Genomic DNA, 15,274 nt, shown 5'->3' with positions numbered 1-15,274 from the left:
TTCAATAAATAGTATGATTTATTATTCTAATTCTCTAAAAGAGTTATCAAATCATACTTGATCAGTTCCCAGTGTTTTCCCCTCATGCAGATTGGATCGGGTTCATGATCGGCAGGCCCAAAATCGATCATGTTTCTTTTAATAAGTAAAGGATCGTGGTTGTAAGGATATCGTTTTTGATGAAGTGCCAACATTTGTTGTAATGAAAAAGATTCCATTAGTTCATGAATATCCCAAAAATCTTTTTTCCTACCGCCCCTCTGAATCACATCTACTTTCATAGCCAAAATTTCCGCTATTGTGGCCATTCGAATACCATCAACAATAAGCGGCTCAAATATAAAGTTATCAGTATAGTAAAAGTCGAGTTTAACAAGCGTACTTTCATCTTTTCCTACCCTGTATGATTTTCCCATTGCTACTGGCATATTAGATACACCAAAAATAAAATCAAAGTGATTAGTTAGAAAAGAATCAATTTCTTTAAAGTTTACTGATCCGTAAGTTGCATCTGTAAATAAATCAATGTCTATTGAAATGCGGTTACCCAATTGTAAACTCAATGCTGTGCCCCCAACTAATCTGAACCGATTAAATAATGGCTCATGCATTAGAAGTTGCAGGCAATCCTTTAATCGATTATTTACAGTATGCCAATGAATCATTAAACTAAATTATGTTAATTCCATTTAAGCTTTTCGGACGACTATTTGAAGGTGTAGAAAGTAATTTTTCCACCGTATCTTTTCCATAAAAACTCAAAATCTCTTGTTTTTCATTTTCATTGCCATATTCAAATATTCGGCTTACAATAGATTTTTTATGAAGATTCCAATCAATATTTTCAATTTTGGTATCCCAAAACAACGTTGGGCTAAAAACAGAGAGATTAGGTGTTAATTTTTGCTTTTGCTTTTCTTTTTTGATGTCATAAAAGGCTTGAAGTGTCATTAAAAAACCTTCTTCCAAACCAAGTGCATTTTCAATCCGCAATGAAAGATTGGTGTTCATATCTCTGTTTCCTTTGGTAATTGCCCCAATGGTTTGTGGATGCTCTGCTAAGGAAAGAGCGAAACTCCGTTTAGAAAGCTTTTTTTTCTTAAGCTCATGCTCCAGAAAAAAGCCTGGATGGAGTCCTTTTAATATTGATAGCTTTTTGAACATAATACAAATGTAAACAATATTGTTTGCATTTTGGGTCCTCACTAGTACATGATTATATCTAGGAGTTGTGTTAACTGAATCATTATCAGTTAAATGATTTTTAATATTCTTTCTGTTTGTATTTATTATCGGCAATCTTTTTATTTGAAATTGATGGGTCTTACAATAAATCCTTTAGCACTACCCAAACATTTTCTGCAAGAATTTTATCTCCTTCAGCGGTAGGATGAATACCATCAGCCTGGTTTAATTTAGGAATACCGCCAACCTTATCTAATAAAAATGGAATTAAAGCCATTTGATTCTTCTTGGCTAAATCAGGAAAGATGTTTTTAAAGTCGGATGCATATTTTGCGCCCATATTTGGTGGTACCTGCATACCAGCCAACACCATTTTAGCATCCGGATATTTAGCTTTAACCCGATCAATAATTGCCTGTAGGTTTTTTATGGTTTGCGCAACCGGTAAACCCCGCAAGCCATCATTTGCTCCTAGTTCGAGCACAAAAATATCCACGCGCTGTTTAAGCAACCAATCAATTCTGCCTTTGCCACCGGCAGAGGTTTCGCCACTTAAACCACCATTGATTACCTCATAGGGCATTTTTAAGGAGTCGATTCTATTTTGAATCAATGCCGGGTAAGCTTCCGTAGGGTCAAGTCCGTATCCTGCAGTTAAACTGGTGCCAAAAAAAAGAATGTTTTTCTTTTCCTGCGCTACAGTTGCTGATTTTTGGTCAGCCGAATCTAAAGTTTTATTGGTATTGCTTTTACTTTGTTGATTTCCACAGCTTAGCAGTGCAAAACACAAAACAAATAGGCCTATTAATCGTTTTCGTAACATATCTAATAAATCTAAATCTAATTTTCGTTTAAACCAATATCTTAACAGGCATCAAGCCGTTATGTTTGGTAAATGTAGATACACAAACCCTAAAAATATCAGCTATTGGAAAGCATATTGAATATCCGAAATGTAAGCAAAATTTACCAAAGCGCCGGACGAGAACTTACCGTTCTGGATAACATTAATTTTTCTATCGCTGCTGGCTCAACAGTGGCCATTACCGGACCTTCCGGAAGCGGAAAAACAACTCTACTGGGTTTATGCGCAGGTTTAGACCTTGCGAGCAATGGAACTGTTGAATTGAATGGTATTGCGTTGGAGAAATTAAATGAAGATGAGCGTGCTGCGGTTAGAAACCAGTATGTAGGCTTTATCTTTCAAAATTTTCAGCTTTTGCCGACCTTAACTGCACTCGAAAATGTAATGGTTCCTTTAGAATTAAGGGGCGCAAAAAATATCCGTACGCATGCTTTAGATCTGCTTGATAAAGTGGGGCTGGCTAACCGGGCGCACCATTATCCGGTTCAATTATCTGGCGGAGAACAACAAAGGGTTTCGTTGGCCCGTGCATTTTCCAATCAGCCTGCCATTCTTTTTGCTGATGAACCTACCGGGAACTTAGATGCAGAAACAAGTGAGAAAGTAATTAAACTGCTTTTCGACCTGAATAAAGATGCCGGAACCACATTGGTAATTGTAACACACGATTTAGAACTGGCAGCAAAAACAGCAAGAAGCATTAAAATTAAAGGTGGCGTAATCATTTCAGACGAAAATCCTACTTATGCCTAATACCCTTCCAAAGCAAAGCGTTAAACTTTCGTGGCTGTTTAAAATGGCCTGGCGCGATAGCCGGAAAAACCGTGCGCGTTTACTTCTTTTTATATCATCAATTGTGTTGGGTATTGCGGCGCTTGTTGCTGTGTACTCATTTAAAGATAACCTGCAAAAAGATATTGATGCGCAGGCAAAAGAGCTTACCGGCGCCGATCTGGTTTTGGATAGTCGTAAAGGTGTAAGCAAAGCGATGCAAAAAATGCTCGATACGCTTGGCGATGAAAGGTCGCAGGAGAAAACATTTGCCTCGATGATTTACTTTCAGAAGGGTGGGGGCAGCCGCTTGGTACAAATGAAAGCACTTGAAGGTAATTATCCCTATTACGGTATAATAGAAACCATCCCGCTGGCTGCTGCAAAAAACTTTCAATCGGGAAGAAATGCACTGGTAGATCAAACACTGATGTTGCAGTTTAAGGCTAAGGTTGGCGATTCGGTAAAAATCGGCGATTTAAACTTTAATATACTTGGTACCTTAACAAAGGCTCCAGGCCAAACAGGAATCGGTTCGAGTATTGCGCCAACGGTTTACATTCCGCTGCAAACGCTTGATAAAACAAATCTGATCAAAACCGGAAGCCGGATCAACAATAAATTTTACTTTAAATATAACGATCCATCAGGTATTGATGAATGGGTTAAAAAACAGGATGCAAAACTGGAAAAAGAAGGTTTTGATGCCGACACGGTAGAATCGAGAAAGGAACAAACCGGAAGGTCTTTTAAAGATGTAAACCGTTTTCTGGCCCTATCGGGATTTATTGCCCTATTATTAGGCTGTGTGGGTGTAGGCAGTGCCATACACGTTTACATTCAGGAAAAATTGAGTGCCATTGCTACTTTAAGGTGTTTGGGCTTAAAATCACGGCATGCTTTTATAATTTATCTCATTCAGGTTTTTTTTATAGGTTTAATTGCTTCGGTTTTGGGCGCAATTTTAGGTACGGGTATCCAGTTTCTGCTTCCATTGGTTTTAAAAGATTTTTTACCTGTAGAAATTACCATGCAAGTGTCGTGGTTTGCTGTTGCGCAGGGAATTTTGCTTGGCCTCATCATTTCAATTCTTTTTGCCCTTCCATCATTATTGTCTGTAAGGCGTATTTCACCTTTAAATGCCATCAGGTTATCTTTCGAAAAAACGGGGGGCAAAAGAGACCCTTTAACCTGGCTGGTATACCTGCTTATGGCCGCCTTTATTACAGGTTTTACGCATTTGCAAATGAAAACATGGGTGCAAACCCTGGCATTTACCTTAAGTATAGCCATTGCTTTTCTGCTGTTGATCATACTATCTAAGTTATTGATGTATATGGTGCGCAAACTGTTGCCAAATTCATCGAGCTACTTATGGCGACAGGGCTTTGCCAATCTTTACAGGCCCAATAACCAAACATTAATGTTAACCGTTTCCATAGGTTTATCAACCGCATTTATCTGTACATTATTCTTCGTGCAAGGTATATTAATGAGCCGGGTAACACTTTCATCGGGTGCCAATCAGCCAAATATGGTGATGTTCGATATTCAGAATACGCAAAAAGAAGGGTTGGATAGTTTAACGAAAGCTTTTAAATTGCCATTGATGAACCAGGTTCCGGTGATAACGATGCGCATTGAAGAAATTAATGGCAAAAAAGCCAGTGCCGATACCAATAACAGGAGGGCTTATCGCAACGAGATCAGGGCTACTTATCAGGATACTTTAACGGCGGCTGAGAAAATCACTTCAGGTAAATGGATTGGAAAAATTAAAGCCAATGAAACCGTTTATATTTCACTGGATCAGCGTTATGCACAATCGATTAACGTTGAACTGAACGACAAAATTCTTTTTAATGTGCAGGGCATGATGATTCCGACGGTTGTAGGAAGTTTGCGTGAGGTAAACTGGAGCAGGATGCAAACCAATTTTAGGGTGGTTTTTCCGGCCGGGGTGTTAGAAGAAGCACCACAGTTTCATGTATTGATGACAAGGGTACCATCAGGTGAAGTTTCTGCCCGTTTCCAGGGAGAAGTGGTGCAAAAATTTCCTAATGTATCGGTAATCGATTTAGATCTGATTTTAAAACTGCTTGATGAGTTGTTAAGCAAAATTGGTTTCGTAATTCAATTTATGGCCGGTTTTAGCATGGTTACCGGATGGATTGTTTTAATATCGTCGGTACTTACCAGTAAAAACCAAAGGATAAAAGAAAGTATTTTATTGCGTACAATGGGAGCGAGTAAAAAGCAGATTTTAGCCATAAATGCCATCGAATATTTATTTTTAGGTGCTTTTGCTGCAGCTACAGGACTAATTTTAGCCATTGGTGGCAGTTGGGCTTTGGCTAAATTTGTCTTCGATGCGGCATTTACACCACCACTTCTGCCAACTGTGTTGTTATTTGGCTCGATTGTATTACTGGTGGTTATTACAGGAGTGCTGAGCACAAGAAGTATCCTTAATCAGCCGCCTCTAAAAATTTTAAGAACAGAGAGTTAGGAGCTCCTAAAGCTCTGCTACCAGTACCAGCCAAGAGATTTAAAAGCAAATTAAAATCCGATTGCTTCTAAATTTAAAACATTGCTAAACACAATCGGTGGAGATTTTATTAATAATCGATACTTTTACTTTTATGATCAGATTAAATAGCGATACACCCAGCGATATTCTTCAAGATGTAAAAATCGGCGATATGGTAACCGATACCTTTAGCAAAACAGGTTTGGTAGAAACCATAGAAATCAGCGATGATGGTTTGTATCGGATTTACGAGTTTAATCTTGTTACGGGCAGAACCATTGTTATTAAGAAATAAATTAAACCTAAATTGAATGAGAAATTAGCCACAGTTAATTAGAAAAGTACAGGTATGAAAAAACCTGTTCCATCAAGTGCACCTGTGGCAAAGTACATTGCCTAAACCCTAACCAAATGTCATTATTCATATTACTCTTCGGAATTTTGTTGCTTTTCGTGCTGATTCTCAAAAAGATCAACCCGATGATTGCATTAATTGCAGTGGCCATTATTACCGGTTTGTTATTGGGTATGCCAGCCACAAAGGTAATGAGTGCCATCAGTAATGGTATAGGTAGTACACTCGGGAGTATGGTTATGGTATTGGCACTCGGGGCCATGATGGGTAAATTGATTGAGGATAGCGGCTCGGCGAAAAAGATTGTTTTCATTCTCATTGGAGCTTTTGGTAAAAAGAACATCCAATGGGCCGTTTTGTTAACAGGCCTTTTAGTTGGGATTCCACTATTTTACAATGCAGGTTTTGTAGTGCTCATCCCTTTGGTATTTGCAATTTCAGCTGCTACTGGTCTTTCTAAATTATATATTGGCATTCCAATGGCCACCGCACTTTCAGTAACCCACGGCTTTTTACCCCCTCATCCGGGGCCGGTTGCTTTGGCAGGAATTTTTCATGCAGATATTGGTAAAACATTAATTTATGGGTTAATATTAAGTGTGCCAATAGCAATTATTGCCGGAATTTACTTTCCAAGAATGATTATTAAACGCGATCAAACTGCTAATATTCACGATTTTAACATCAGCGAAGAAGAAAATCTCCCTTCTGCCGCAAGAAGTTTTGTTACAGCCTTATTACCAGTATTTCTAATCATTGCCGGAACTATAGGAAGCAGTATCAAGTTCGCTTATATTGGTAAACCACTGTTTGTATTTCTGGCAGATCCTACCGCGGCACTATTAATTTCGGTTATCATTGCTTTGGCCGTTCAAAAAACCAGCATCGCTAAGGCTATGGAATCTTGTGCGGAAGGCGTTAAGAGCATTGCCATGATTATTCTGATTATTGCTGCGGGTGGAGCTTTTAAGCAAATTTTAATTGATAGTGGAATGGGCGAAACCGTTAAACAACTTACAGGAGGTTTAAATTTATCGCCACTGCTGCTCGCCTGGTTAATTACTGCTTCGTTACGGGTAACTTTAGGTTCGGCAACGGTCGCAGCATTAACCGCATCGGGTATGGTACTCCCGTTAATCGGACCCGGAGCACCACCAGAATTAATGGTATTATCCGTTGGTGCCGGAAGTTTGATGTTTTCGCACGTAAATGATACCGGTTTCTGGATGTTTAAAGAATATTTTAATATCAGTCTCAAAGAAACTTTTACCACATGGACGGTTATGGAAAGCCTGGTTTCCATTTTGGGCCTTGTTGGGGTATTGGTGTTAAACCAGTTTGTATAAAATTCTCTGGCGATTGATCCTGATGTGATATTAATTTTTGGGCTAAAATAGCACTGCTATCCGAAGTGAATCAAGCCAATTACATCCAGGAGAAATAACTATTCTAAACTTTTGGATTTTGGCAATGATGAAAATGTTTTAACCTCTTTGTGCTCTTTAGGGGAGAGCTGGTAAAACAGCAGCCAATACGTTATGGCCATAATCAATATACCTAAGAGCGCACTGATTATATCTTTCGTTTTCATGCGGTGGATGTAACAAAAAAGATGCCGATTGGGACGTCTCGATCAATAATTTTTACAATCTGCCCATTTAATATTGATTTTTAACTTTTTATAATCAGTACTGTACCGCTACGTTAGAAGTGTAGTGTACAGCTGAATAATTTTATAGACGAAATACTTTACACATAAAATCTTTCTGAAAAAGGACGGAAAATAATTCCTGTTTGCATCTTAATATACTGCATGCCTTAACCATAACTTAGAGCGCTTGCTTGCCAATTTGAACAAAATTCTCCTTCTATTTGAAAAACGTGGCTACAGCAAGATAGATGTAGAAATTTGATGCATGGCAACTGGATCAGATTTTGAAAAAAAAGCCTGATCTTAGTGTATTGTGCTGATTTATAATAAGCTACGAAGCTTCGAAGAGGGCGATTGAAACAATGACCGGAAATTGCTCAACTCTTAAATTTCCGGTCATCATCAATATTTTACTGCAATAACCTCCATTCGCTAAACTGAAGATCAACACTGCCATTGTTAGAGGTAATAAAAAGCTTATAATATTTATAGGCCGTGGCGTTGCTGATCACTATTTTTTTAGTCTGTTTTCTAAGATCAAAAGTTTGGTTGCTGCGGATATCCAGTTGCGTAAAGTTTATATTATCATTGGAGCCCATCAGTTTCCAAGCCTTCGGATCGCGATCAGGGGCGTCATTGCCTGCGGTAATGGTGTATCCTCTAACAACCTGACTTGATGGGAAGCTAAACTGTGCCCAAAAAGATGTTGGGTAACTGCCCAAAAAGAATTTGGTATTATAATAACTATCCGCAAGTTTTGATGAGCCCTCTGTAGCTGATGTGCCACCCGAATTTTCGTTACTTACGCTCAAGGTAGCCTGGCTGGTAATATCTTTAAGGTAGCTTACATTTGGGAAAGCGGTTTTTGCTGTGCTCAGTTGAGCCGTCCAATCATTGCCTTGTTCATCCAGGCTACCGAAAGCACTTAAAGCAAGCGGCTTAAGGTCTATACCGGTTGCACCACTCCAAAAATGGATAAATTCACCATAGTTCATTGATCTGGAGAAACGCATAATATTGGACTGGCCATTATTTACAGTTTCTTTTGGGAAGTATTGTGCCAATAAGCTAAAATACTTGTTTAAAGAACTTGCATCGCCCTGCTGACTGTAAATTGGGAAGAACCAATCTCTAAACCAGTAAGTTTGTGCACGTGGATAGTTTTCGGCACCATTGGCTACAAGATTATACCAACGCTGAACATCGGCGGGGCGGTTGAGGCCTTTATAAACATCATAAATGTATATTTCCATCCATTTGCTATCGTGCCAGATGCCAAATGCAGGCGAATTCAGCACATTTCGTGATGCGCCTTCAACAATATGCCCAACTTCATGTGTAGTAAGGTCTAGATCGTTGCCTGTGCCCGATAGCCATGCACTTGTACTTGATGAGCCTACGTCAATTACGTTTCTATAATCGTGGCTTGCATCCATATAAGTGCTGGGATGCCCACCACTATATTTCCCGGTATGGAATATTGCCCATAAACGTGAGTCGGAACCAAAAGAACCATATTTGTTTTTAGTGTAGTTCCAAACCTGCGCCAGGTAAGTATTAGGCCAGGTAACCGTATTGCTCACATCATTATCATGGTATACCACAATACTCGTATCGTGATAGAAACGCTGTAAAACTTGTACATGATCGAACCAATGTTCCTGCCAGGTAAGGGGTGGTTCTGCCAGTAATGCATTATTTTTTAGTGAAACTGGGCTTTTAGAAATCTGCTGAACATCTTCCAATGCTTTCTTTTTACAAGCGAAGGCAAGAAAGATCAGCATGCCCGGGATGAGAATTAATCTGTTTTTCATAATGGTTTTTTATATTTAGGTTGAGTTGATTGCTCAAATAATATTCGGCCATCTCCCGTTTCATCTTTTCTGCCGTTACAGTAAAAACTACTAATAAGTTTATTTAAAACGTTTTAGTAATTCGTTTAAAAATTAATCCACTGCAACGGTGGACATATAAATTAAGTTAGTGTTTTAAAACAAAGAATACAAATTTGTAATTTAAAAATTACGTAAATGTATTTCTAACGGTTGTTACAGATTAGGCTTCACCAGAGGAAAAAGCGATCATGTAACATTATTAATAGTTAGTCTACCGATTTTGTAGATTAAATATTTATCAATATGTTTGCGCTGATCATGAATGCAACAATAAGCCCTAAAGTGTCTTCTATCCCTGATATAGTTTATAAAGATGTTGTTTTAAACATTTATATCTATGGCAAAATATGGTGTTGTTGATTTTTGATTTCTCTTGAAAACCATAGTCTGATGCTTATTTTCCATTAAACTGACCACCAATCTCTTAAATATGTGTTAAAAACCTTATATAAAAAAAACCGGCAAGGAAGCCTCGCCGGTTTTCATGGAATATCAGTTCTGTAACGCCAATCACGCACTGATATCCATTTCCAGTCTTATCCAATGAATTTAATCATTAACATAAAACCCGTTAAATATGGAAATATTTCTCCATAAGAAAAAACCATTCTTATTGGTCAGCCATTTTTTGCTCCTTACAGTGCTGGCCATCCCATTTAAAATTTTTGCACAGGTAGAGCCACCGCCGCTAATCAATTCTAAATTGGCCGGAACGGTGATCGATTCCCTTACCAAGCAAGCACTGCCAGGCGTTGTTGTACGCATTAAAGGCGTTACACACGTAGTTTCTACCGATGGAGATGGAAAATTTGTTTTTGTAACCGGTCAAAAACTGCCATATACGTTGATACTTTCTTCCGTAGGTTATGAAACCAAAGAAATTGTAGCGGGTACAAGTCCGGTAACCATTAAATTGAAAGAACTTAACAGTCAGTTAAATGACGTAGTGGTTGTGGGTTATGGCACACAGACTAGAAAATCGTTAACCGGTTCTGTTTCTACCATCGCAGTTGATGAGGTAAGGGCAAAGCCGACCGCTACATTTGCCGAGCAGTTACAAGGCAAGGCTCCGGGTTTGCAAGTGAGTACATCTACAGGTGTTCCGGGAGATGGAATGTTTATCCGGATCCGTGGTACCACCTCCATTAATGCCAGTAATGATCCTTTATATGTAATTGATGGTGTGTATGTAAACAGCGGATCTTTACAAAAAATCACCACACAAGGGCAAGCAAATAATCCTTTATCGGATATTAGTCCTGATGATATTGAAAGCGTAACCGTTTTAAAAGATGCTGATGCTACTGCCATTTACGGTGCACGTGCAGCCAATGGGGTAATTTTGATCACCACCAAACGCGGTAAATACAATACTGCACCAAAAGTAAGTTTAAGTGCTTATGTTGGTGTGGCAAAAGCACATAAACTGTGGGATCTGGTAACGGGGCCACAGCATGCAGAACTGGTTAACGAATTTTACCGCAATTCAAATGCAGATGCCATTGCAACTGCTGCTGCAAATGGAACTACGCCTGCTACAACCTATGTTTTCCAGCCTTTCAGGGCATTAACCGATAATCCTGCAGCCTCCCCGGCGCCACGTGGTTTACCAAAGGATCAAAATACTTACGATCGTTTGAACAAAGCTTTTCGTACCGGACTGTTGCAGAATTATGATCTTTCAGTTTCAGGAGGAAACGATAAAACGACCTATTACATCGGTGGCGGACTAAACAAACAGGAAGCTACCCTAAAAACGAACGATTTCAGAAGGGGAAGTTTTAAGCTCAACCTCGATCAGAAAATTAATGATTACGTTAAAATAGGAACCAGCAACATCCTCACACAAACTTACCGTACCAATGCGCGTGTAGGCGATGGGCCGCAAGGAGGTATCTTACAATCGGCGCTGCATACTCCAACCTATCTGCCTGAATTTAATGCCGATGGAACGCCTGGTAAATGGGCAGGTTTTGATAACCTGGATGTGTTGCTGAACAACACAAACATGAACAGCACAAGTAACAGGTTGATTAGTAATTTGTATGGAGAGGTAAATATTACCAAAGATTTAACATTTAAAACGAGCTGGAGTGTTGATTATAATCAATACAATGAATATCAGTACTGGAACAGTTTAACCAACCTGGGTTTGGCAAATAAAAACCTCGGTACTTCAAGTATAAGCAATAACACCATCTGGACAAATGAACAGACCTTAAATTATAACCATGTTACCGGTAAGCATACTTTTGGGGCATTAATCGGTAATTCATTGCAGGGATCGGTTTCTAACCAAACTTTGGCCCAGGGTACCAATTTTCCAAACGATTCATTCCAGCAGATTATTTCGGCTGCTACCACCACTTCATCTGCTTCTGAATCAAAATATACACTGTCATCATTCTTTGCCCGTATAAACTATAACTATGGTGGGAAATATTATGCGGTTTTCAGTGTAAGGGCCGATGGATCTTCGCGTTTTGGTGCAAACCACCAGTGGGGATATTTCCCTTCAGCAGGTTTGGCATGGCGCGTTAAACAAGAAAATTTCTTAAAGGATGTTGCGGTAATATCCGACTTAAAACTTCGTGGAAGTATTGGTGTAACCGGAAACCAGAACGGGATCAACGATTTTGCCTCGCGTGGTTTATGGGGTGCTGGTGCCAACTATCTAAATAATCCAGGTACTACACCTTCACAGCTTGCCAACCCTGATCTGAAATGGGAAAGCACCCGCCAGGCCAATATCGGTTTTGATTTAAGTTTCTTTAAAGATAGGTTGACTTTAAGCGGCGACGTTTACGATAAATATACCAGTAACCTGTTGCTTAACCTGCCATTGGCATCAAGTAAAGGTTTTTCTTCCATCCTCACCAATGCCGGCGAAATGAGCAATAAGGGTTTGGAGCTGAACATCAGCAGTGTTAATCTGGATGGTGCATTTAAATGGAGTACCAATTTCAATATTTCGCGCAATATCAATAAAATAGAAAAATTACCTACACCTGTTGTTGCCGCTTATGCCGCCGAACGGATGGTTCAGGGTTTATCGATGTATACTTTTTATGTGTATAACCAGCTTTATGTTGATCCGCAAACGGGCAATGCAGTTTATGAAGATGCCGATCATAATGGCGTAATCAACGCCAATGATATTGTTCCGGTAGGGAATGCACTGCCGAAATTTAATGGCGGTTTAACCAATAACCTCAGTTATAAAGGCTTCGATTTATCGGTGTTTTTCAATTTTGTATACGGCAATAAGGTATATAACAATAACAATTTTTTTCTTGAAGGTGGCGGTACCCGCGATGCCAACAGGGCGATGGATGTTTACCAGTTAGATCGCTGGCAGAAACCGGGCGATATAACAAATATGCCAAGGTTAACCGCTTATGGGCAGAATTACACTTTAAGTCCAACCAGCCGCAATATCGAAGATGGATCTTTCTTACGCCTCAGTAATGTTACCCTTGGTTATAACCTGCCGAAAGAATTTATTAAAAAAGCCAGGATGAATTCTGTTAGGATATACGCCAGTGGCTCAAACCTTTGGTTGTGGACGAAATATAAAGGCCCGGATCCTGAGATCAACGTTTCTTCATCGGCTACCGTGCTCGGTTACGATTTAGGTACGCCACCCGTGCCACGTACTTTCCAGATAGGTGCAAACATTACTTTTTAAACCGAATAATCAATCATGAAAAAAGTTATCTACATATTCGCCATTTTATCCTTGTTTACTTCCTGCAAGAAGTTTCTGGAGGTACAGCCCCAGTCGCAGGTAGATCAGGATCAGGCGATCATCAATGCCGGTAGTGCGGCAACAGCGGCAAACGGTTTATTTAATCTGTTGGCTGCAAACAGTTATTATGGTTCAAATTTCCCGGCACTTTCTTACTTATCTGCCGGCGACATTCAATGGTCGGGTTCACAGTCAGATCCTAACGAAATTACCAAACACCTTACTTCTGCTACAAACGGTTATGTTCAATCTGCATGGACGGCCATTTATAAAACCATTTTGCAGGCTAATCTTATACTTGATCGGGTTCCGGCAGTTAATGATCCACTGCTTAGCACAACGCTAAAAAACCAATACCTTGGTGAAGCTTACTTTGTGCGTGCTTTGGCCTATTTCGATCTTGCACGAGGTTGGGGCGGTGTGCAATTGGTTTTAAAACCTACCAATATTCCTTCAGAAAACAGCGATATCCCACGCAGTACCTTGGCTGATACCTATGCACAGGTGTTAAAAGATTTAAATGCTGCTGAAACGTTGGTGCCTGCATCAGTAAGCAGAAACCGGGTAAGCTTGCGCACGGTACAAGCCCTTAAAGCGAGATTTTACCTGTATCAAAAAAACTGGGCATTGGCCGAGCAATTTGCTACTTCGGTAATTAACGATAATGAAAATTATTTCCTGGTGGGCCCATATAGTGCTTTTTTCGCCAATAATGCTGCGGCTACTCCCGAGTCTGTGCTTGAGCTGGCTTATACCACATCCAATACCAATGGCCATAGCAACTGGTGGTTGCCACCGGTTTTGGGCGGCCGTAGAGAGTGGTCGCCGAATGATGCCCTGGTTGCTTTGTTAAATAACCCAACCATTGGCGGCAACCGCAGCACTTTGATTGCTAAAACCGCGCCTCCGGGTAATTTATGGTATGGCAAATTATATTACCGTAATCCATTGGGTACCGATCCGGCTTATATAATCCGCATGGCTGAGTTGTATTTTATCCGTTCAGAAGCCAGGGCACAACAGGGTAATTTAGTTGGTGCAAACAGTGCACAAAGCGATTTAAACCTGGTAAGGAGCCGTGCAGGACTTGGAGCCACCACTGCTGCAACATTAAGTGATATTTTGCTGGCCTTGGAAAAAGAACGCCAGGTGGAGTTCCCTTTCGAAGCCGACCGCTGGTTTAACCTGGTAAGAACCGACCGTGCCCAAACTGTGCTGGGCCTGCCTGATAAACATCTTTACCTTTTTCCAATTCCATATAACGAAACATTGGTAGATCCGCAATTGGCGGGTGCTAACCGTAATCCAGGTTATTAAAAATATTAATTATGAAAAAATTAAGTGTGCTGTTTTTGGCCCTAACTGCATTTGCTTACCCGGCCTTTGCTCAGCCATCACCAATAACAGTCAAAAAATCTGATACTAAACATGGACCTGAAAAAGGCAGTTTGCTAATCATCGGTGGCAATGTAGGCTCGCAGCGCGATATATGGGAGAAATTTACCGAATTGGCAGGAGGTAAGGATAAAGCCATATTGGTTGTGGTTACCACTGCCTCGGGCGATTCTGCCGCGTATGATAAAAAAGGGGTAGAAGAGGTAAAAAAGCAAACAGGGATCAAAAATGTAACCCTTTTCCATACGAGCGATTTGAAGGAAGCCAATAGTGAAAAATTTATTGCCCCTTTAAAAAATGCAACAGCTGTTTATTTCGAAGGTGGCCGCCAATGGCGAATTGCCGATTCTTACCTCAATACCCTTACCCACCAGGCTTTTATTGATGTTTTGAATAGGGGAGGCGTTATTGCAGGCAGCTCGGCCGGAGCAAGTATTATTGGTTCTTTTTTATGGAGGGGTGATACGAAAGGCGCACAAATTTTAGTTGGCGACCATACACAGGGATTGGGTTTTCTTAAAAATTCCGCTATCGATCAGCATTTATTGGTACGAAACCGCCAGTTCGATCTGGTCAACTTTATCCGTAATGCACCAGATTTTATCGGCATTGGTTTAAATGAGGCTACAGCAGTCCTGGTACAGCGGGATACCCTTCAAGTGCTTGGACATTCTTTCGTGGCAATTTACGATTACAACACCATCGTAAACAGTAGCGAAAAACATGTGGTCAACAATCGTGAAGATTTTACTGCTTCAAACGGATCTTTTTTCTTTTTAAGCGCAGGGCAAAAATATGATCTTGCCAAAAGAAAGGTAATTACAGCTCCACGCAAGCCCGCAAAGGCTGATGAGGATCAATAATCTTATTTATACAGCA

The 15,274-nt window shown here is 40.1% G+C and carries 12 protein-coding genes; 7 read left to right on the top strand and 5 right to left on the bottom strand.

What is annotated here, in order from left to right; genetic code table 11:
• Window positions 1-26 precede the first annotated feature (26 nt).
• The 3 genes from ASE74_RS16340 to ASE74_RS16330 all read right to left on the bottom strand — a co-directional run bounded on the left by ASE74_RS16340 (window position 27) and on the right by ASE74_RS16330 (window position 2,008).
• The gene (locus tag ASE74_RS16340) at window positions 27-611 is read right to left on the bottom strand and encodes a nucleotidyl transferase AbiEii/AbiGii toxin family protein (protein ID WP_235526135.1); all 585 of its coding nucleotides are present in this window, start codon (window positions 609-611) and stop codon (window positions 27-29) included.
• Window positions 612-669: 58 nt separating this feature from the next.
• On the bottom strand, window positions 670-1,164 hold the full coding sequence (locus ASE74_RS16335; protein WP_055911254.1) for a hypothetical protein: 495 nt from the start codon (window positions 1,162-1,164) through the stop codon (window positions 670-672).
• 160 nt (window positions 1,165-1,324) lie between these two features.
• A complete protein-coding gene (locus ASE74_RS16330; protein WP_055911252.1) occupies window positions 1,325-2,008 on the bottom strand; it encodes an arylesterase in 684 nt (227 codons plus the stop codon).
• Window positions 2,009-2,113: 105 nt separating this feature from the next.
• Here ASE74_RS16330 and ASE74_RS16325 point away from each other — a divergent pair, with 105 nt between their 5' ends.
• The 4 genes from ASE74_RS16325 to ASE74_RS16310 all read left to right on the top strand — a co-directional run bounded on the left by ASE74_RS16325 (window position 2,114) and on the right by ASE74_RS16310 (window position 7,052).
• Window positions 2,114-2,803: an ABC transporter ATP-binding protein gene (locus ASE74_RS16325; protein WP_055911250.1), complete on the top strand. Its 690-nt coding sequence runs from the start codon at window positions 2,114-2,116 to the stop codon at window positions 2,801-2,803.
• Window positions 2,796-5,330, top strand: a complete 2,535-nt coding sequence (locus ASE74_RS16320; RefSeq protein ID WP_055911248.1) for an ABC transporter permease — start codon at window positions 2,796-2,798, stop codon at window positions 5,328-5,330. The genes ASE74_RS16325 and ASE74_RS16320 overlap by 8 nt, the downstream gene beginning before the upstream one ends.
• Before the next feature lie 133 nt (window positions 5,331-5,463).
• Window positions 5,464-5,646, top strand: a complete 183-nt coding sequence (locus tag ASE74_RS16315) for a hypothetical protein (RefSeq protein ID WP_055911246.1) — start codon at window positions 5,464-5,466, stop codon at window positions 5,644-5,646.
• Window positions 5,647-5,762: 116 nt separating this feature from the next.
• A complete protein-coding gene (locus ASE74_RS16310; protein WP_055911243.1) occupies window positions 5,763-7,052 on the top strand; it encodes a gluconate:H+ symporter in 1,290 nt (429 codons plus the stop codon).
• A 98-nt stretch (window positions 7,053-7,150) separates the two neighbouring features.
• Here ASE74_RS16310 and ASE74_RS24760 read toward each other — a convergent pair whose 3' ends face one another.
• Together ASE74_RS24760 and ASE74_RS16305 are read right to left on the bottom strand one after the other, a co-directional pair.
• A complete protein-coding gene (locus tag ASE74_RS24760) occupies window positions 7,151-7,297 on the bottom strand; it encodes a hypothetical protein (RefSeq protein ID WP_157255455.1) in 147 nt (48 codons plus the stop codon).
• A 470-nt stretch (window positions 7,298-7,767) separates the two neighbouring features.
• A complete protein-coding gene (locus ASE74_RS16305; protein ID WP_157255454.1) occupies window positions 7,768-9,171 on the bottom strand; it encodes a discoidin domain-containing protein in 1,404 nt (467 codons plus the stop codon).
• 658 nt (window positions 9,172-9,829) lie between these two features.
• Here ASE74_RS16305 and ASE74_RS16300 point away from each other — a divergent pair.
• From ASE74_RS16300 to ASE74_RS16290, 3 genes are read left to right on the top strand one after another with little or no spacing between them, the layout of a single operon-like run.
• Complete coding sequence (locus tag ASE74_RS16300; protein ID WP_055911241.1) at window positions 9,830-12,940, top strand: TonB-dependent receptor; 3,111 nt, start codon at window positions 9,830-9,832, stop codon at window positions 12,938-12,940.
• A gap of 15 nt (window positions 12,941-12,955) precedes the next feature.
• Window positions 12,956-14,317, top strand: coding sequence for a RagB/SusD family nutrient uptake outer membrane protein (locus ASE74_RS16295; protein WP_055911238.1), 1,362 nt, complete (start codon window positions 12,956-12,958; stop codon window positions 14,315-14,317).
• Between the two features lie 11 nt (window positions 14,318-14,328).
• Complete coding sequence (locus ASE74_RS16290; protein ID WP_055911236.1) at window positions 14,329-15,258, top strand: cyanophycinase; 930 nt, start codon at window positions 14,329-14,331, stop codon at window positions 15,256-15,258.
• Window positions 15,259-15,274: the final 16 nt, after the last annotated feature.

Origin of the sequence: Pedobacter sp. Leaf216, assembly GCF_001421515.1 — a bacterium.
In the GTDB taxonomy this organism is placed as follows: Bacteria; Bacteroidota; Bacteroidia; order Sphingobacteriales; family Sphingobacteriaceae; genus Pedobacter.
The sequence above is the reverse complement of the archived record's forward strand: the minus strand, read 5'-3'. Positions and strand labels throughout refer to the sequence as shown.

Excerpts from the sequence above, each read along its gene's own strand:
- ASE74_RS16295 (WP_055911238.1), top strand. The coding sequence starts at position 12,956 with ATGAAAAAAGTTATCTACATATTCGCCATTTTATCCTTGTTTACTTCC.
- ASE74_RS16300 (WP_055911241.1), top strand. The coding sequence starts at position 9,830 with ATGGAAATATTTCTCCATAAGAAAAAACCATTCTTATTGGTCAGCCAT.
- ASE74_RS24760 (WP_157255455.1), bottom strand. The coding sequence starts at position 7,297 with ATGAAAACGAAAGATATAATCAGTGCGCTCTTAGGTATATTGATTATG.
- ASE74_RS16335 (WP_055911254.1), bottom strand. The coding sequence starts at position 1,164 with ATGTTCAAAAAGCTATCAATATTAAAAGGACTCCATCCAGGCTTTTTT.
- ASE74_RS16305 (WP_157255454.1), bottom strand. The coding sequence starts at position 9,171 with ATGAAAAACAGATTAATTCTCATCCCGGGCATGCTGATCTTTCTTGCC.
- ASE74_RS16340 (WP_235526135.1), bottom strand. The coding sequence starts at position 611 with ATGCATGAGCCATTATTTAATCGGTTCAGATTAGTTGGGGGCACAGCA.
- ASE74_RS16310 (WP_055911243.1), top strand. The coding sequence starts at position 5,763 with ATGTCATTATTCATATTACTCTTCGGAATTTTGTTGCTTTTCGTGCTG.
- ASE74_RS16330 (WP_055911252.1), bottom strand. The coding sequence starts at position 2,008 with ATGTTACGAAAACGATTAATAGGCCTATTTGTTTTGTGTTTTGCACTG.
- ASE74_RS16290 (WP_055911236.1), top strand. The coding sequence starts at position 14,329 with ATGAAAAAATTAAGTGTGCTGTTTTTGGCCCTAACTGCATTTGCTTAC.
- ASE74_RS16320 (WP_055911248.1), top strand. The coding sequence starts at position 2,796 with ATGCCTAATACCCTTCCAAAGCAAAGCGTTAAACTTTCGTGGCTGTTT.
- ASE74_RS16315 (WP_055911246.1), top strand. The coding sequence starts at position 5,464 with ATGATCAGATTAAATAGCGATACACCCAGCGATATTCTTCAAGATGTA.